We start from the raw sequence: 16,395 nt of genomic DNA, 5'->3' as shown, positions 1-16,395 counted from the left end.
ATCTCGCAGCGCGCGTGGTCAGCCCATCGGGTGATCAGCGCCGAGGATCCTGGAGGATGCGTTGCAACGAAGAATTCTCGTCGGCCTGACGAGCGTCGCCGTGGTGGCGGCTGGGCTGACGGCACTCGGACCGACCGCGCAGGCGGCGCCACCGGCCGGGGACCAGGCGAAAGCCGTGGCCGCGCCGGTGGACGACCTGCCAAGCCCCGCTGAGGAGAAGCGCCGCGCACTGCGCCAGGAAGCTCTTTCCGATGTGCTCAGCGGCGAGAAGAAAACCGAGAAACGCGGCAGCAGCACCGTCGTCAAGATGGGTGAGAAAGCCGCGCCGAAGACCAAGAACCGGTCGAAGACGGGCAAAGTCGACCAATACGTCGAACTGGGCCGCGAGAAGACCGACAAGATCTTCGTCGTGCTCGCCGAGTTCGGCAACGAGCGGCACCCGAACTACCCCGACCAGGACACCGACCCCAACACGGTCGGCCCGGTCAAGTTCGACGGCCCGCTGCACAACGAGATCCCCGAGCCGGACCGCTCGAAGGACAACTCCACGATCTGGCAGGCCGACTACGGCCGCGAGCACTTCCAGGAGCTGTACTTCTCGACCGACCCGGGCGCGGACTCGGTCGCGAACTACTACGACAAGCAGTCGTCAGGCCGGTACTCCGTCGAGGGCTACGTCACCGACTGGGTGAAGGTCCGCTACAACGAGGCCCGGTACGGCCGCTCCAACGGCTACCCGTGCACCGGCAACGTCTGCAGCAACTCGTACTCGCTCGTCGCCGACGGCGTGAACCAGTGGTACGCCGACCAGATCGCGGCCGGTGTGCCCGAGGCCGAGGTCAAGGCCCAGCTCGCCGAGTACGACGTGTGGGACCGCAACGACTACGACGGCGACGGCAACTTCGACGAGGCCGACGGCTACATCGACCACTTCCAGATCGTGCACGCGGGCGGCGACCAGGCCGACGGCGACCCGATCCAGGGTGAGGACGCCGTGTGGAGCCACCGCTCCTTCGCGTTCTCGAACACCACCTCCGGCCCGGACGGCAACCTCCAGGGCGGCGTCCAGATCGGCACCACCGGCCTCTGGGTCGGCGACTACACGGTGCAGCCGGAGAACGGCGGCATCGGCGTGTTCGCGCACGAGTACGGTCACGACCTCGGTCTGCCGGACCTGTACGACTTCTCCGGCAGCGGCGGCCAGAACCACGTGAACTGGTGGTCGCTGATGGCGCAGCAGCGCGTGTCCGGCCCCGGTGAGGTGCTGGGCTCGCGGGTCAACGACATGGACCCGTGGTCGAAGCTGCAGCTGGGCTGGCTGGACTACGAGGTCGTGGTGGCCGGTCAGTCGAAGACGCTCAACCTCGGCCCGCACGAGTACAACTCGTCGAAGCCGCAGGCGGTCGTCGTGGTGCTGCCGGACAAGCCGGTCGAGTTCGACCACGGCCAGCCCGCCGCCGGTGAGAACCAGTGGTGGAGCACCAAGGGCGACGACATCGACACCTCGATGACCCGCACGGTGGACCTGACCGGCAAGACGAGCGCCACGCTCGACCTGCAGGCCAGGTACTCGATCGAGGTGGACTTCGACTACCTGTACGTGCAGGCGTCGACCGACGGCGGTGCCACGTGGCAGACGCTCGACGGCACCGTGGACGGCCAGCCGTTCTCGCGTGACGCCGACAACCAGCCCGCGCTGACCGGCTCGTCCGAGGGCCAGTGGGCCGACATGAACGTGCCGCTCGACTCGCTCGCGGGCACGTCGGCCCAGCTGCGGTTCCGGTACAAGACCGACGGCGCCGTGGCCGAGGACGGCTTCTTCGCCGACGAGATCACGATCACCGCCGACGGCGCACCGGTCTTCACCGACGGTGCCGAGGACGGCGCCAACGGCTGGACGCTCGACGGCTTCCGCGCCGCGCAGGCCACCGAGACCGTGCTGTTCGACAACTTCTACATCGCGTCGAACCGCACGTACGAGTCCTACGACCAGTACATGAAGACGGGCCCGTACAACCTGGTCAACCCGGCCAACCCGGACTGGGTGGAGCACTTCCCGTACGAGACCGGCCTCGGTGTCTGGTACTGGGACACGTCCTACTCGGACAACAACACCAGCCAGCACCAGGGCAGCGGCCTGGTCCTGCCGGTCGACGCCCACCCGGCGCCGATCTACAACCTGGAAGGCCAGCCGTGGCGTGAGCGGGTCTCGGGCTACGACGCGCCGTTCTCGCTCAACAAGGCCTCGTCGTTCACCCTCCACGTGAACGGCAAGCCGAGCTACATCCGCGGCCAGGCAGCGGTCCCGCTGTTCGACGACACCAGGAAGTACTGGTACGCCGAGCAGCCCAACGCGGGCGTGAAACTCCCGGCCACCGGCACGACCATCCGGGTCGTGTCGACGAACGGGACGTCCATGAAGATCAGGATCGGCACGAAGTAACTCCCACGGCGAAGGGCCCCGCACAGCGTGCGGGGCCCTTCGTCTGTCCACAGCCGAGTCGCCCCGGGACAGCCGCGCCGGTTCCGTGCACGCAGCGCGACCACGGGCACGTCCACCGTCACGTCCTACGCTCCTCCCATGGAGGACTTCATCCGGCAGATGCCGAAGTGTGAGCTGCACCTGCACATCGAGGGCACGTTGGAGCCCGCGCTGCGCGACCGGCTCGCCGCGCGCAACGGTGTCTCGCTGCCGCCGCGACCCGACTACGACTTCCACGACCTCACGTCGTTCCTCGTCGGCTACTACGAGGGCATGTCGGTGCTCGTGCACGAACCCGACTTCTACGAGCTGGCGTACGCGTACTTCGAGAAGGCCGCGGCCCAGGGCGTCGTGTACGCGGAGATCTTCTTCGACCCGCAGGGCCACACGTCCCGCGGCGTCCCGTTCAGCACGGTGATCCGCGGGCTGCGCCGCGCACAGCTCGACGCGCGCCGCATCCTCGGTCTCCACTCGCAGCTGATCATGTGCTTCCTGCGGGACTTCCAGGCCGAGTACGCGATGGCAACGCTCCTGGAGTCGTTGCCGTACAAGGACTGGATCGTCGGCGTCGGCCTGGACTCGGACGAGCGCGGCAACCCGCCGGCCAAGTTCGCCGCCGTGTTCGCGCGGGCGCGGCAGGAGGGCTACCTGCTCACCATGCACTGCGACGTCGACCAGCAGGACTCGGTCAAGCACATCCGGCAGGCGGTCATGGACATCGGGGTCGACCGCGTCGACCACGGCGTCAACATCCTCGCCGACGCCGAGCTCGTCGCCGAGGTGAAGCGCCGAGGGATCGGCCTGACGCTGTGCCCGGTGTCGAACCGGTTCGTCACCGACGGCACGAAGTCCGCGGAGCTGCGGCGCCTCCTCGACGAAGGGGTGCGCGTGACCGTGAACTCCGACGACCCGGCCTACTTCACCGCGTACGTGCTGGAGAACCTGGTCACCGTGCAGCAGGAGCTGGACCTGACCCGCGACGAGATGATCACGTTGCAGCGCAACGCGATCGAGGCGTCGTGGGCACCGCCCGCCGTGCGGCAGGAGGTGCTCGACCGGCTCGCCGCGCTGTGACCTCAGCGCAGGTGCACGACTGAGGCAGGCACGTGTCGAACAGCGCGTCGAGGTCCTGGTGGGACACCTGCTCCGCCATCGCCTCGAACTCGGCTGCCGTCGCGTTGCCGAACTTCTTCCCCGCCGGCCACTTCTTCAGCAGCTCGAAGAACGGGCCGTCGCCGATCGTCTCTCGCACGGCCTGCAACGCCATCGCGCCGCGGCGGTAGACGGCGGTGGCGAAGTTGGCGTCGCCGGGCCCGGGGTCGGTCACGACGGTCTGCCAGAACGCGTTGTCCGCCGGGTAGAGGTCGTAGTAGTACCGCGCGACCTCGGCGGCGGTGCCTTCGGCACGGCGATCGAGACGTCGTAGGTGGCCTTGTCGCGCGGGTGGTCGTCGCCGGGGAACCACCAGCGGGCGATGTGCGGTTCACCGAGCGCGGCGGCCCCGCCGGGGATCCGGCTCCACCCGACGCGCCCGTCGAGCTCGCGGCTGCTGGGGACGTCGCGGTAGGTGACGACGACCAGCAACCGGCTGTCGTCCGGCACCAGGGACTTCGGCCGCGCCGAGTAATGCACGCATTCCCCGGCGCTACGCACGAACCGCCCGCGGGGAGATCGTCATGCGCTCCCTGTGCGGTGCAGTTCGTCGAGCCTGGCCAGCTCTTCGTCGGACAACCGCAGCTCAGCCGCGGCGACGTTCTCCGCGAGGTGCCCCGGATCGCCGGTGCCCGGGATCACGAGGACGTGCGGACCGCGTGCGAGTGTCCACGCGAGACGGACCGCCGCGTCGGTGCCGCCACCGGCTTCGCGATTGGCGCCCGCGATGGAGAAGAACGGCACGAACGCCACGTTCTGCTCACCGCACAGGCGGATGAACTCGTCCTGCTGTGCGCGGTAACCGAGACCGTACGAGTTCTGCACGGCCACCACCGGCGCCACCGCCCGCGCCTGCGCGAGCTGCCGCGGCCCGACCGCGGAGATGCCCAGGTGCCGGATCAACCCGGCCTGCCGCAGCTCGGCGAGCGCGGCGAACCGGTCGGTGATGTCACCCGGTCCCTCGGCGCGGAGGTACACGAGGTCGAGGTGGTCCCGCCCGAGCTGGCGGAGGTTCTCCTCGACCTGGCCGCGCAGTTCACCAGGGCCCGCGGGCGACCGCCACTCCCCGGACGGCTCCCGGCTCGGCCCCACCTTGGTGGCGATGACCAGGTCGTCCGGGTACGGCGACAACGCGGAGTTGATCAGCTCGTTGGCCGACCGCAGCGCCGAGAAGTAGAACGCCGCGGTGTCGATGTGGTTGACGCCGAGTTCGACCGCCGTGCGCAGCACGGCGATCGACTGGTCGCGGTCCCGCGGCGGGCTGCCGGGTTCGAACGCGGCACCGGTCTGGGGCAGCCGCATGGCCCCGAACCCGAGACGGTTGACGCGCCGGTCCCCGAGAAGCCAGGTGCTCACCTCGACAGGAACGACGTCCACGACGACACCGGGAATGCCAGCACCGGCCCCGCCGGGTCCTTCGAGTCCCGCACCATGGCGAGCACGCCTTCGATGGACGCGACCTCGACGCACCGGCCGCCACCACTCCGGCTGCTTCTGTGCCACACGAGCCTCGACAGATCCGGTGCCATCATCCGATGCTCCTCAATCCGGTCAATTCGCCGTGACCCTAGCCGACCCAGCCCATGACGATCCTCCACTGCCTGCACGAACGCCGCCTGTAGGAACGCCGCCTGTACGAAACACCGCTGTCAGCGCAGCGCGGCGTCCGCCACCGTGGCACGGAGGCGGGCATGCAGGTCACGCAACAACGCCCGGTTCGACCTGACCTCGACGACACGCAGCCCTCGCCCGGGAGCGAGGGCCTCGCGTAACTCGTCCGAGGTGCGGACCCGGGTGTGGGCCACGTGGTAGCCGCGGCACAACGACTCCAGGTCCGCGCCGTGCGGTGTGCCGAACACGCGCTCGAAGCTCGGCTGGTACTCCGCCGCGCCCTGTTCCAGCAACGCGAAGATGCCGCCGCCGTCGTCGTTGTGCACGACGATCGTCAGGTCCGGGCGTCGTTCCGGCGGGCCGACCAGCAGTCCGTTCAGGTCGTGCAGCAGCGTCAGGTCGCCGATCAGCGCGTACGCCGGGCGGTCGGTGGCCAGTGCCATGCCCGCGGCCGTCGACACGTTGCCGTCGATGCCCGCCACACCGCGGTTGGCGTGGATCGCCACGTCCGACCTCGGCTCGGCGACCAGGTCCACGTCCCGCACCGGGTTCGACGAACCGATGAACAGCGCCGCCCCGGCGGGCACCGCGTCCATCACCTCCGCCGCGATCTGCAGCCCGGTCGGCCATTCCTGTTCCGCCAGCAGCTTTTCCACGGCGTTGACCGCGGCGGCGTCGGCGTGCCGCCAGGCCGGTAACCACTCCGGGTCCAGACCGTCCACCCGCGACATGTCGTCGAGGTCCAGCCAGCCCCGCACATGTGTGGCGACGTACTGCGGGTCCGTCCACTGTGGATGGTCGCCGATGCCGTACACCGGCGCGCGGCCCATGAGGCCACGCACACCGCGCGACAGCGTGGGACGGCCGACCACCACGACGGCCTCCGGACGCAACGACTCCGGCAGCTCACCCGCCGCGAGCAGCAACGCGCCGCAGCGGAGCACGCCGACGCCACCCGCGAGCGCCGCCGCCTGCCCGGACGGCTCGGCGACCGCGGGCCACCCCGCACTCGCGGCGACGGCGGCCGCGGCACTCGCCCGGTCGTCGCGACCACTGCCGAAGACCATCAAGGTCCTCGCAGGCAGCGGGAAGTCGACTCGGCTGCCCGCCATCGAGACCGGCGCGGCCGAGGTCGTCCAGCGCAGGCCTGCCGGCCTGCCGTCGAGCGCCTCTGGCCAGCGCGGCTCGAACGTGGGCACCAGCGGCTCGCGGAAGGGCATGTTGACCTGCACCGGTCGCCCCGCCTCGGCCTGCGCGACCGCACGGCAGACAAGACCACGCCACACCTGGTTCTGGCCGTCGCGCCGCTCCGCGACGGGGAACTCGACCGTGACCGCGGCCGGGCCGAACAGGCCGCGCTGGTCGATGGTCTGGTTGGCGCCGCTGCCGTGCAGCTCCGGCGGGCGGTCGGCGGTGAGCAGGAGGATGCCGACACCCGAGTGGAACGCTTCGAGCACCGCGGGGTGCAGGTTGGCGACGGCGGTGCCGGACGTGCAGGCCACCGCGGCAGGCCGCCCGCTCGCCTTGGCGAGCCCGAGCGCGAGGAAGCCCGCGGACCGTTCGTCGATGCGGACGTGCATGGTGAGCCGCCCCGCTCCGGCGGCCTCGTGCAGCGCCATGGCGATGGCCGCGTTGCGGGACCCCGGGCACACGACGACGTGCCGCACGTCGTTGCGGATCAGCTCGTCGACGATGACCGTGGCCTGGGCTGTGGAGGGGTTCACGCGCCACCCGCCCCCACGGTTCGCACGCTCATTGGTCCACTCCCTGCATCGCCCGCGCCCGGATCCCGGTCACCGCCACCCGCCTGCCGTAGTCGGTCAGGCGCTGGTGCTCGCCGGGGGCGGTCAGCACGCCTGCCGTGTGCATGTCGGCCAGCAGCTCCGCGACCACCTCCCGCACGGTATCGCTCGGCTCGGGAAGGTCGTGCGTGCCTGTCTCGAAGAACACTATGCCCAGGCGGTCGACCAGCATCTCGACGTCGACGGTGTCCGCGAGCACGAGCATGGCCAGCAGCGGCAGCGCCGCCTGCCGCGCCAGCGGGTCGGCCGGTGCCGCGACACCGTTCACCACCGCCTCGAACAGCTGCACCGGGTGGCCCAGCGCGCGGTCACCATCGCCGGTACGCTCCCCGTCGCCGTCCAGCAGCCCGAACTTCCTGGCGACCGCTGTCATGCCCGGCGGGCCGTCGCCCTCGTGCACCACCTGGGCGAGCGGCCGCGTGCCCGCCAGCAGGACCTCCGGGGTCAGGTCCACCGGGTTCGCGACGTCCGGCGCGACCCTGACCAGCAGCTCACGCAGGGTCTGGCTGCCGCTCATGGCGTGCAGCCGGGCCAAGCGCTCGGCCAGCATCAGCTCCTGCATCGTCTCCGTGTGGCCGTCCGGCGGCTGGTCGAGCACACCCACCGCCACCGCGAGGCGTTTCGACTCGTCCGCCGGGTCCAGCTCACCCGACGCGATGGCGCGCTCGAGCGCCCTGGTGATCGCGTCGTACAGGGCCTCCTCTCGCGGCCCTGGCCGGTCCAGCCAGGTGATGCTCAGCCCCGAGGGCGGCATGATGCCCGACTCGTGGGTGGCCATCGCGTACAGCTCGAAGCTGTACAGCGGGTCGTCCCCGGCCTCCAGGATCTCCCGCGTCCGGTCGGCGCGGCACAGCGCCGCGTACCGGGGCTGGTCGAGCTGCTCGAAGAACCACGCCGCCGCATCGACGACCGGCTGCCAGCCGGGCATCGGGTCCAGGTCGGCGGGCGGCTCGCGGAGCAGCTGCGGCAGCGTGAGCCACAGGAAGTTCTGCACGTCGAACTGCGACATGAGGTAGTTCGGGCGGTCGTTCGAGACGTCGTACCAGCAGGCCGCGACCACCAGCCCGGCGTCGTCGCGGTCCGCGAGCTCCGCCACGACCGCCTCGACATCCCGCATGGCCCCAGCTTGGCACGACGGTCCGAAACCCCGCGATCGCGGCGCACCCATATGCTCGGTTCCGTGGCTACCCCGACCGTGTCCGAGCTGTTCGACCCGACCGCCTGGCAGGTCGTCGAGGGGTTCGACTTCACCGACATCACCTACCACCGGGCCGTCTCGACCGGCGCCGTGCGGATCGCCTTCGACCGCCCCGAGGTGCGCAACGCGTTCCGGCCCCACACGGTGGACGAGCTGTACCGCGCGCTCGACCACGCCAGGATGACCCCCGACGTCGGGTGTGTCCTGCTGACCGGCAACGGCCCATCGCCGCGCGACGGCGGCTGGGCGTTCTGCTCCGGGGGTGACCAGCGGATCCGCGGGCGCACGGGCTACCAGTACGCGGCGGGCGAGACGGCGGAGACGGTCGACCCAGCGCGGGCCGGGCGGCTGCACATCCTCGAGTGCCAGCGGCTCATCCGGTTCATGCCGAAGGTCGTGATCGCGGTCGTCCCGGGCTGGGCCGCCGGCGGCGGCCACAGCCTGCACGTCACCTGCGACCTCACCATCGCGAGCGAGGAGCACGCTCGGTTCAAGCAGACCGACGCCGACGTCGGCAGCTTCGACGGCGGCTTCGGCTCCGCCTACCTCGCGCGGCAGGTCGGACAGAAGTTCGCGCGGGAGATCTTCTTCCTCGGCCGCACCTACACCGCCGGCGACATGCACCGGATGGGCGCGGTCAACGCGGTCGTGCCGCACGCGGAGCTGGAGGCGACGGCCCTGGAATGGGCGGCGGAGATCAACGGCAAGTCGCCGACGGCGCAGCGGATGCTGAAGTACGCGTTCAACCTGATCGACGACGGGCTGGTCGGGCAGCAGCTTTTCGCGGGCGAGACGACACGCCTCGCGTACATGACCGACGAAGCGGTCGAGGGCCGCGACTCGTTCCTGGAGAAGCGCGGGCCCGATTGGTCGCGCTTTCCGTACTACTACTGACGTGAACCGGCGAGCCATTTCTCGTGGGCTGCCGTGACTCTGTTCCACAACAACGTCTTTCTCTCTGTGTCCACATCGGACAGCGGAAGGCCGAACACGTCGGCGAGGCAGGTGTGCCACTCGGGGGCGGAGGTCAGCTCCCGAGTGGTTTCTCCAGTGGTGTCAAGGCGTTTGAGCACGCGGCCGCGTAAGAAGTCGACGCCGCCCACGTCGCGGCGAAACGCCACCAGCGTGCGCACGAAGCTCGAGTCGGGCGCCGACTGGAGGCGCTCGTGCTCGGCCACGAGGTCGGCCGCGGTCGCTTCGCCGGGCGTGAAGTCCATGCCGTGCAGGGACATCGACTCGTCGGCGTCCAACCGCCAGCCACCCGGCGCGATCTCCGACGGGCGTAAGCCGTAGGTGTGCGGACCCTGTGTATAGGTGCCGGTGCGTAACGGCACCGGCTCGATCAGCCCGTCGCCGAGGCCGACGTCCATGAACCACTCGCCGCCGGGGTTGTCGTCGGACGGCAGGCCGCTCACGGTCAGCGCCAGGTGGTTGCCGTCCACGTTCGGCTTCGCGTCCGGGTGCCCCTGCACGCCGCCGGCGTGCCAGTGCACGCGGAAGCCCAGCCAGCCAAGGAGCGTGGCCAGCGCGCCATTCTGGTGGTAGCAGTAGCCGCCCCGGCCGCTCACCAGGTAGCGGACCGAGTCGAGCGGCTCGATCGTGCGGCGCTCGCCCAACCAGACCCACACGGACTCGTACGGCACGCGCTCGACCTGCGCCCTGTGCACCGCGTGGAGCGTCTCCACGGTGGCGGGTGGCGGCGTGCCGAAGCCCAGTCTGCGCAGGTAAGCGTCCCTGAGCGACTCGTCGACAGCCGGCCTGGTTGATGTCATGGCGCGGAGCTTATGTGCGGTGACCGACAATCTCGATTGTGTTGCTGACGCCTGTGGACAACTCCGCGATCGTGACCGCGCTGGCCGCCGCTCTGAACGGCGGACCCGCGGTTTTGCCGTTGTCACCCTTTGATCCGCGGTCGACCGGGCTGCGTGTTGCCATGAAACCGGAAAAACCGGTTCGTGCCGGGACCGCGGTCGTCGTCGCGACGTCCGGGTCGACCGGCGCGGCCAAGGGCGTTGAGCTGTCCGCCGCCGCGCTGTCGGCGTCCGCCGCCGCGACGCACGCGCGGCTCGGCGGGCCAGGCCAGTGGTTGCTGACCCTGCCCGCCCACCACATCGCGGGCGTGCAGGTGATCGTCCGGTCACTGCTGGCGGGCCTGCCGCCGGTACTCCGTGGCACGCAAGCGTTTGCCGACGCGGTGGCCGCGATGACCGGGCCGCGCCGCTACACCTCGCTCGTGCCGACACAACTGCTGCGGCTCCTCGACGACCCCGCGGGCCTGGACGCCCTGCGGACGTTCGACGCCGTCCTCCTCGGTGGTGCGGCGACGCCAGGCCCACTGCTCGCTCGTGCGCGCGCGGCCGGGGTGACGATCAGCACGACCTACGGCATGTCCGAGACCGCGGGCGGCTGCGTGTACGACGGCAGGCCACTGGACGGCGTGCGGGTGCGGCTCGCCCACGGCGTGATCCACCTGGCCGGACCCGTGCTCGCGAGCGGGTACCGGCTGGACCCGGCCGCGACGGCGCAGGCGTTCATCGACGGCTGGTTCCGCACCACGGATCTCGGCGAGCTGCGGCCGGACGGGACGCTCGACGTCCTCGGCCGCGCCGACTTCATGATCAACACGGGCGGGGTGAAGGTGGCACCCGCCGCGGTCGAGGAGGTGCTGACCGCCCAGTCGGGTGTCGCCGAGGCGTGTGTCGTGGACCTGCCGAGCGAGGAGTGGGGGCAACTGGTGGCCGCCGTCGTCGTACCCGCCGATCCCGCGAACCCGCCCGAGGTCAGCGCGTTGCGCGCCGCGGTGCGGGAGCGGCTCGGCGGGCCCGCGGCGCCGAAGCTCGTGCGGTTCGCCGATCACCTTCCGTTGCGCGGCCCCGGCAAGGTGGACCGGAACGGGGTAAAAGACCTGCTGCGCGGAACATGACCGCCGCGCCACGCGTTGGGACGGCATGGGAGTTCTGTGGGCCATGTCACTACCCGGGCTGGTGTTCCTGCTCGTACTGGTGGCTGCCCTCGAACGGTTCGGCCTCTGGGCGACCAACCGCAGCTGGCTCCCGTGGCGGCGCAAGCGCGAGGGCACACCGGTGTCGGCAGCCGGGTTCGAGGAGCTCGACGCGTTCATGGGTGCGGGCAAGCGGCACGACCTTGACCAGCGGAACCACTCACTGATGATGCGGGAGGACGAGGATGACGGGGCGCCGCCCGCGATGAAGGTCGACCTGGACGGCAACCGGATCGTGCTGAGGGACCGATTACCCGATCGGTGATTCCTTCCGGTTGCGAGATCAACGAGAGCCGTCTTGGCTCCATTGCATGAAGCTGAGCCGTTACCTGCTGGTCGGCATGGTGCTCACCAGCTCGTTTCTCGCGGTCCCCACGGCTTCCGCCGCCACCGGCTGGCAGGTCGACCTCGCCGAGCCCGCCGCGGGCAGCACGAACGTCGAGACCGGCCCGGTCCGGCTCGGGTCCGACGACAACCGCGCGGCGAGCGCCGACTCGGCGGCACGCACCGGCATGGCCGTGTACCCGCACACGCTCGCCACCGCGGCGAACGCCTTCACGGCCACGGTCACCAGCACCGTGCCGGACGGTGCCGAGGTGGCAGTGGACGTGCGCGGGCGGGCCGCCGGGCGGTGGACCGAGTGGGCGGAGATCCGGCCCGGCGCGCCGGGCGTGCTGACCGGCGCGGCGAAGGACGTCGAGGTCCGGGTCGTGCTCAGCGCGCCGGACGGGGTGGCGTCACCCACGGTCGACGCGCTGACGATCACACCGGCCGCCGGACAGCGGGCACCGGCACCGCAGCCGGGGCTGACGTACCGGGTGTTCGCGACGCGGGAGGGTCTGGTCGGCCACACCACGGCCAACGGGCACAAGATCGTGGCGCGGGACCACTTCGTGGCGCTGCCCTCGCGGCGGGGGCTGTCGGCGAAGGGAGCCGGTGACTACAGCGTGCGGGTGTGCGCGGCCAACGGCCGGTGTGAGTGGGCACCGACGTGGGACGTCGGCCCGTGGAACACGCGGGACGACTACTGGGCGGCGCCCGAGGTGCGGCAGCAGTGGGGCGACCTGCCGCAGGGCAAGCCCGCGTCACAGGCGGCGTACGAGGACGGCTACAACGGCGGAAAGGACCAGTTTGGCCGGAAGGTGAAGAACCCGGCGGGCATCGACCTGGCGGACGGCACGTTCTGGGACGGGCTGAAGCTCAAGAACAACGCGTGGGTCACGGTGACCTACCAGTGGACCGGCACGCACCCGCACGGGTTCGTGGACACACCCGGTCCGGTGTTGAACGTGCGGCCCGGGCCGAACAGCCAGTCGCCCAACGTGGGCCTCGCGGCGAAACACGCTCAGGTACGCATCGAGTGCGTGGTGGCCGGTGAGCAGGTCACGGGCTCACAGGGCACGACGAACCAGTGGTACCGGCTCGCCGAGGGCATGTTCGTGTCGGCTGCCCACGTGGCCTACGGACCTGGCGCGTCACCAGTGCCGACCTGCTGATCAGCACCGCACGGCCCTGCTAGTTAGATGGGGCCATGGCCGCAACCGCAGGACAGTGGGTTGCCGGTGCGCGGGTTCGGACGCTGCCGAACTCGGTCGCGCCGGTGATCGTGGGGGCAGGCGCCGCGGGCGCGATCGGCGAGTTCAACTGGTGGGCGTCGCTGCTCGCACTGGTGGTGTCGCTGGCGTTGCAGGTGGGCGTGAACTACGCCAACGACTACTCCGACGGCATCCGGGGCACGGACGACACACGCGTGGGTCCGCTGCGGCTGGTGGCGTCCGGTGTCGCGTCGGCGTCCGCGGTGAGGCTGGCGGCGTTCGTCTGCTTCGGCGTGGCCGGCGTGGCCGGGCTGGTGCTCGTGGCGCTGACGGGGCACTGGTGGCTGATCAGCATCGGCGTCGTGTCGGTGGCGGCGGCGTGGTTCTACACGGGCGGCCCGAGGCCATACGGGTACGCGGGCTGGGGTGAGGTCGCGGTGTTCGCGTTCTTCGGCCCGGTCGCCGTTCTCGGCACGCTGTACGTGCAGGCGGGCGAGCTGACCTGGCCGGGCGCGGCGGGCGCGGTGGCGCTCGGCTCGATCTCGGCAGGCGTCCTGGTGGCGAACAACCTGCGCGACCTGCCCACGGACCAGACCGCCGGCAAGATCACGATGGCCGTCCGCCTCGGCGACCGCGGCACGCGCGTCCTGTACGTCGCCCTGGTCGCGATCCCCTTCGTGGTGAGCGTGCTCACGGCGATCGCGCACCCGTGGCTGTTGCTCGGCCTGCTGGCGGCGGTGCTGGTGGCCCCGGCCGTGCGCACGGTCACCCGCGGCAGCGACGGGATGGCGCTGATCCCCGTGCTGCGGGACACGTCGCTCGCGATGCTGGCGTGGGCCGTGCTGACCGGGGTGGCGCTAGCCCTGTCCTGACCACTCGCCGGTGGTCAGGAACTTGGTCACGATTTCCTTGTGGGGAGCCAGGTCCAGGTTGTGGGCGGCGAGCCAGTCGGCGTCGTAGTAGGTGTTCGCGTAGCGCTCGCCGCCGTCGCACAGCAGGGTCACCACGCTGCCCGCGCGGCCTGCGGCGCGGAGTTCCGCCACGATCTGGAACGTGCCCCACAGGTTGGTGCCGGTCGAGCCGCCCACGCGACGGCCAAGGATCGGCTCCACGGCGTGGATGGTGGCCAGGGACGCCGCGTCCGGGACCTTCATCATGCGGTCGATGACCTGGCCGACGAACGACGGCTCGACGCGGGGGCGGCCGATGCCCTCGATCCGTGAGCCCTGGCACGCGGTGAGGTCCGGCACGGTGTCGCGCCATGCCTCGAAGAACACCGAGTGCTCGGGGTCGACGACCGCGAGGCGGGTGCGTCGGCGCTGGTAGCGGATGTAGCGGCCGATCGTGGCGCTGGTGCCGCCGGTGCCGGCGCCGACGACGACCCACTCCGGCTCCGGGTGCGGCTCGAGCGCCATCTGCTCGAAGATCGACTCGGCGATGTTGTTGTTGCCGCGCCAGTCGGTGGCCCGCTCGGCGTGGGTGAACTGGTCCATGAAGTGACCGTTCAGCTCGGCGGCGAGGCGGTGCGACTCCGCGTACAGCTGGCTCGGCTCGTCGATGAAGTGGCACCGGCCGCCCTCGCGTTCGATCAGCGCCACCTTGCCCGCGCTGGTCGTCCTGGGCATGACCGCGATGAACGGCAGGCCGAGCAGGCGCGCGAAGTACGCCTCGGACACGGCCGTCGAACCCGAGGACGCCTCGATGACGGGTGTGCCCTCGACGATCCAGCCGTTGCACAGCGCGTAGAGGAACAGCGACCGCGCGAGCCGGTGCTTCAGCGAGCCGGTCGGGTGGGTCGACTCGTCCTTGAGGTAAAGGCGGACGTTCCATTCGGCCGGGAGCGGGAACGGGAGCAGGTGCGTGTCGGCACTGCGGTTGGCGTCCGCGTCGATGATGCGGACCGCCTCGCACACCCAGTCGCGGGTCTGCTCGCAACAGCGGTCGACCTCGGCCATCTAGCCGGCGTCCGTGTCGCGGCCTGGCTGGTCGCCGCGCAGTTCGGCGCGGAGGCGCTCGCGCGTGTTCATGCGGTCCTCGCCGCGCTCGGCCAGGGCGGCCGTGACGCGGTGGTTGAGGCCCCGGAACACCAGGAGCCCCAGGGGGAACCCGACCACGACAGCGACGGCGACGGCCACCAGCAACGGCACCTCGAACAGCATCAGCAGGACCGTGACCACGGCGATCAGCGCGATCCTGCCCACCGTGTACAGCGTCAGGTCGCGTGCGAGGTTGTGCTCCGCCACGGGCATGACGTTACTCGTCATCGTGACCTCGTCGTTCGTCATGTCGTTCGTCGTGTCACTCGTCGCCGTCATTCCTCGCTGTCACCGACCTCCGAGGTGTTCGGCCTGCCCTCGAACCTGGTGGAGAGCACGAGCGTGGTGCGGGTGCGGGCGATGCCCTCGATGCGGCGCAGGCGTCCGAGCGTGTGTTCGAGGTCGTCGACGGTCGCGACGCGTACCTTGACGATGAAGGACTCGTCACCGGCGACGCGGTAGCAGGACTCGACCTCGTCGAGGCGGGCGAGTTCTTCGGCCACGTCCTCATCGTCCGCGGTGTCGGTCGAGTAGATGCCGATCAGCGAGGTGACGCCGAGACCGACCGCGCTGGGGTTGACCACGGCGTGGTAGCCGGTGATGACACCGCTGGTCTCGAGTTTGCCGACGCGCTCGTGCACGGCGGACGCGGACAGGCCGACCTGCCGCCCGAGTTCGGCGTAGGTCGCCCGGCCGTGCTCTCGGAGTGCGGCGATGATGCGGCGGTCGACGGCGTCCACGGCGGGCACTCTAGCGGGTGGCTGAGCGAAGCTTGCCGGAGCGAACATCGCTGTTGGCGGAGCTTGCCGGAGCGAACCTCGCTGTTGGCGAAGCTTGCCGGAGCGAACATCGCTGTCGGCGGAGCTTGCCGGAGCGAACACCCCTGTCGGTGGAGCTTGCCCGGAGCGAACATCGGTGTCGATCGTGTCCGATCCCGCCGTTTTGTCCCTTACTACCTCTTTACCATCAGACAACCGTTCGAGTACCCGATGGTCGAGATGCAACGATTGGTGTGTCCAGTTCAGACCTACTGAGGAGGACACGTGACAGTGGCACATGTCGGCGAGCGGCTCCTGACCCCCGGTGAGGTGGCGGCGCTGTTCCGCGTCGACCCCAAGACGGTGACGCGGTGGGCGACCGCGGGCCGCATCGGTTCCATCCGTACCCCTGGCGGACACCGCAGGTTCCGCGAGTCCGAGGTGAAGACTCTGCTCGCCGAACTGACGACCGAGGCGAATCTCGGGAACGGTCACGCCTGATTCAGCGTTAACACCCCGAGGACCCTAAATCGGTACAAAAGGGCTAGCCTCGACTGCAGGACCTCGGGAGGTGGCAGATGCTGTACTTGCTCGCCGCGATCGGCGCGATCTGCGTCGTTGTGCTGCTGTGGCGGGCGTTCGTGGCGAACCCCACCACGGTGAGCGAACGTCGCGTGACCCGTCCGACCCGCCCGAGCCGTCCGAGTCGCCGTACAGGGCCGATCGCGCCCGACGACGACCCGGAGTTCCTGCGCAGCCTCAACGAGCGGAAGAACCCGCCGGACACGGACGACAAGCAGCCGCCCGCCTGACGGGCAAC

18 protein-coding genes are annotated in these 16,395 nt (G+C 70.4%); 9 read left to right on the top strand and 9 right to left on the bottom strand.

Annotated features, from left to right (window positions below; genetic code table 11):
- The first annotated feature begins 61 nt into the window (after positions 1-61).
- Both FHR82_RS39960 and add read left to right on the top strand, forming a co-directional pair.
- A complete protein-coding gene (locus FHR82_RS39960; protein ID WP_184815858.1) occupies positions 62-2,443 on the top strand; it encodes an immune inhibitor A domain-containing protein in 2,382 nt (793 codons plus the stop codon).
- A gap of 138 nt (positions 2,444-2,581) precedes the next feature.
- Positions 2,582-3,556 (top strand): adenosine deaminase, encoded by a 975-nt coding sequence (gene add / locus FHR82_RS39955; RefSeq protein WP_184815857.1) that lies wholly within the window; start codon positions 2,582-2,584, stop codon positions 3,554-3,556.
- A 249-nt stretch (positions 3,557-3,805) separates the two neighbouring features.
- Here add and FHR82_RS39950 read toward each other — a convergent pair whose 3' ends face one another.
- The 5 genes from FHR82_RS39950 to FHR82_RS39930 form a co-directional block, all read right to left on the bottom strand.
- A complete protein-coding gene (locus FHR82_RS39950) occupies positions 3,806-4,114 on the bottom strand; it encodes a hypothetical protein (protein WP_184815856.1) in 309 nt (102 codons plus the stop codon).
- Between the two features lie 42 nt (positions 4,115-4,156).
- Positions 4,157-5,011 (bottom strand): aldo/keto reductase, encoded by an 855-nt coding sequence (locus tag FHR82_RS39945; protein ID WP_311771500.1) that lies wholly within the window; start codon positions 5,009-5,011, stop codon positions 4,157-4,159.
- The gene (locus FHR82_RS39940; protein WP_184815855.1) at positions 4,987-5,166 is read right to left on the bottom strand and encodes a DUF397 domain-containing protein; all 180 of its coding nucleotides are present in this window, start codon (positions 5,164-5,166) and stop codon (positions 4,987-4,989) included. Before FHR82_RS39940 ends, FHR82_RS39945 begins: the two co-directional genes overlap by 25 nt.
- A 117-nt stretch (positions 5,167-5,283) precedes the next feature.
- Positions 5,284-6,969: a 2-succinyl-5-enolpyruvyl-6-hydroxy-3-cyclohexene-1-carboxylic-acid synthase gene (gene menD, locus FHR82_RS39935; RefSeq protein ID WP_184815854.1), complete on the bottom strand. Its 1,686-nt coding sequence runs from the start codon at positions 6,967-6,969 to the stop codon at positions 5,284-5,286.
- 28 nt (positions 6,970-6,997) lie between these two features.
- Positions 6,998-8,164 carry a hypothetical protein gene (locus tag FHR82_RS39930; protein WP_184815853.1) on the bottom strand — a complete coding sequence of 389 codons (1,167 nt, stop codon included), beginning with the start codon at positions 8,162-8,164 and terminating at the stop codon, positions 6,998-7,000.
- Between the two features lie 63 nt (positions 8,165-8,227).
- Here FHR82_RS39930 and FHR82_RS39925 point away from each other — a divergent pair, with 63 nt between their 5' ends.
- Positions 8,228-9,139, top strand: a complete 912-nt coding sequence (locus FHR82_RS39925; protein WP_311771499.1) for a 1,4-dihydroxy-2-naphthoyl-CoA synthase — start codon at positions 8,228-8,230, stop codon at positions 9,137-9,139.
- On the opposite strand, the gene FHR82_RS39920 is transcribed toward FHR82_RS39925, so the two are convergent.
- Entirely contained in the window at positions 9,133-10,017 is an 885-nt protein-coding gene (locus FHR82_RS39920) for an arylamine N-acetyltransferase family protein (protein ID WP_184815851.1), read from the bottom strand. The genes FHR82_RS39925 and FHR82_RS39920 overlap by 7 nt on opposite strands.
- Before the next feature lie 29 nt (positions 10,018-10,046).
- Between FHR82_RS39920 and menE the strand changes: the two genes are divergently transcribed.
- From menE to FHR82_RS39900, 4 genes are read left to right on the top strand one after another with little or no spacing between them, the layout of a single operon-like run.
- Positions 10,047-11,168: an o-succinylbenzoate--CoA ligase gene (menE, locus tag FHR82_RS39915; protein ID WP_311771533.1), complete on the top strand. Its 1,122-nt coding sequence runs from the start codon at positions 10,047-10,049 to the stop codon at positions 11,166-11,168.
- A gap of 43 nt (positions 11,169-11,211) precedes the next feature.
- On the top strand, positions 11,212-11,511 hold the full coding sequence (locus tag FHR82_RS39910) for a DUF6191 domain-containing protein (protein WP_184815849.1): 300 nt from the start codon (positions 11,212-11,214) through the stop codon (positions 11,509-11,511).
- A 46-nt stretch (positions 11,512-11,557) separates the two neighbouring features.
- Positions 11,558-12,742, top strand: a complete 1,185-nt coding sequence (locus tag FHR82_RS39905; RefSeq protein WP_184815848.1) for a DUF8814 domain-containing protein — start codon at positions 11,558-11,560, stop codon at positions 12,740-12,742.
- Positions 12,743-12,777: 35 nt separating this feature from the next.
- The gene (locus tag FHR82_RS39900; RefSeq protein WP_184815847.1) at positions 12,778-13,653 is read left to right on the top strand and encodes a 1,4-dihydroxy-2-naphthoate polyprenyltransferase; all 876 of its coding nucleotides are present in this window, start codon (positions 12,778-12,780) and stop codon (positions 13,651-13,653) included.
- On the opposite strand, the gene cds1 is transcribed toward FHR82_RS39900, so the two are convergent.
- Genes cds1 through FHR82_RS39885 form a run of 3 tightly spaced genes read right to left on the bottom strand, consistent with a single transcriptional unit; the run spans position 13,639 to position 15,557 of the window.
- The gene (cds1, locus tag FHR82_RS39895) at positions 13,639-14,736 is read right to left on the bottom strand and encodes an L-cysteine desulfhydrase Cds1 (protein WP_184815846.1); all 1,098 of its coding nucleotides are present in this window, start codon (positions 14,734-14,736) and stop codon (positions 13,639-13,641) included. The genes FHR82_RS39900 and cds1 overlap by 15 nt on opposite strands.
- A complete protein-coding gene (locus FHR82_RS39890) occupies positions 14,737-15,066 on the bottom strand; it encodes a DUF4229 domain-containing protein (protein WP_260418185.1) in 330 nt (109 codons plus the stop codon).
- Positions 15,067-15,092: 26 nt separating this feature from the next.
- The gene (locus FHR82_RS39885) at positions 15,093-15,557 is read right to left on the bottom strand and encodes an Lrp/AsnC family transcriptional regulator (RefSeq protein ID WP_184815845.1); all 465 of its coding nucleotides are present in this window, start codon (positions 15,555-15,557) and stop codon (positions 15,093-15,095) included.
- A gap of 303 nt (positions 15,558-15,860) precedes the next feature.
- Here FHR82_RS39885 and FHR82_RS39880 point away from each other — a divergent pair, with 303 nt between their 5' ends.
- Positions 15,861-16,076 (top strand): BldC family transcriptional regulator, encoded by a 216-nt coding sequence (locus FHR82_RS39880; RefSeq protein ID WP_184815844.1) that lies wholly within the window; start codon positions 15,861-15,863, stop codon positions 16,074-16,076.
- A gap of 77 nt (positions 16,077-16,153) precedes the next feature.
- Positions 16,154-16,387 carry a hypothetical protein gene (locus FHR82_RS39875; protein ID WP_184815843.1) on the top strand — a complete coding sequence of 78 codons (234 nt, stop codon included), beginning with the start codon at positions 16,154-16,156 and terminating at the stop codon, positions 16,385-16,387.
- Positions 16,388-16,395: the final 8 nt, after the last annotated feature.

Source organism: Actinophytocola algeriensis (genome assembly GCF_014203735.1).
Classification (GTDB): domain Bacteria; phylum Actinomycetota; class Actinomycetes; order Mycobacteriales; family Pseudonocardiaceae; genus Actinophytocola; species Actinophytocola algeriensis.
Note: the sequence above shows the minus strand (reverse complement) of the source record. Positions and strands in the feature narration are given on the sequence as shown.

Bases quoted from the DNA above. Each gene is read 5' to 3' on its own strand.
- add (WP_184815857.1), top strand. From the start codon at position 2,582: ATGGAGGACTTCATCCGGCAGATGCCGAAGTGTGAGCTGCACCTGCAC.
- FHR82_RS39940 (WP_184815855.1), bottom strand. From the start codon at position 5,166: ATGATGGCACCGGATCTGTCGAGGCTCGTGTGGCACAGAAGCAGCCGG.
- FHR82_RS39930 (WP_184815853.1), bottom strand. From the start codon at position 8,164: ATGCGGGATGTCGAGGCGGTCGTGGCGGAGCTCGCGGACCGCGACGAC.
- FHR82_RS39920 (WP_184815851.1), bottom strand. From the start codon at position 10,017: ATGACATCAACCAGGCCGGCTGTCGACGAGTCGCTCAGGGACGCTTAC.
- FHR82_RS39910 (WP_184815849.1), top strand. From the start codon at position 11,212: ATGTCACTACCCGGGCTGGTGTTCCTGCTCGTACTGGTGGCTGCCCTC.
- FHR82_RS39905 (WP_184815848.1), top strand. From the start codon at position 11,558: ATGAAGCTGAGCCGTTACCTGCTGGTCGGCATGGTGCTCACCAGCTCG.
- FHR82_RS39900 (WP_184815847.1), top strand. From the start codon at position 12,778: ATGGCCGCAACCGCAGGACAGTGGGTTGCCGGTGCGCGGGTTCGGACG.
- cds1 (WP_184815846.1), bottom strand. From the start codon at position 14,736: ATGGCCGAGGTCGACCGCTGTTGCGAGCAGACCCGCGACTGGGTGTGC.
- FHR82_RS39890 (WP_260418185.1), bottom strand. From the start codon at position 15,066: ATGACGAACGACGAGGTCACGATGACGAGTAACGTCATGCCCGTGGCG.
- FHR82_RS39875 (WP_184815843.1), top strand. From the start codon at position 16,154: ATGCTGTACTTGCTCGCCGCGATCGGCGCGATCTGCGTCGTTGTGCTG.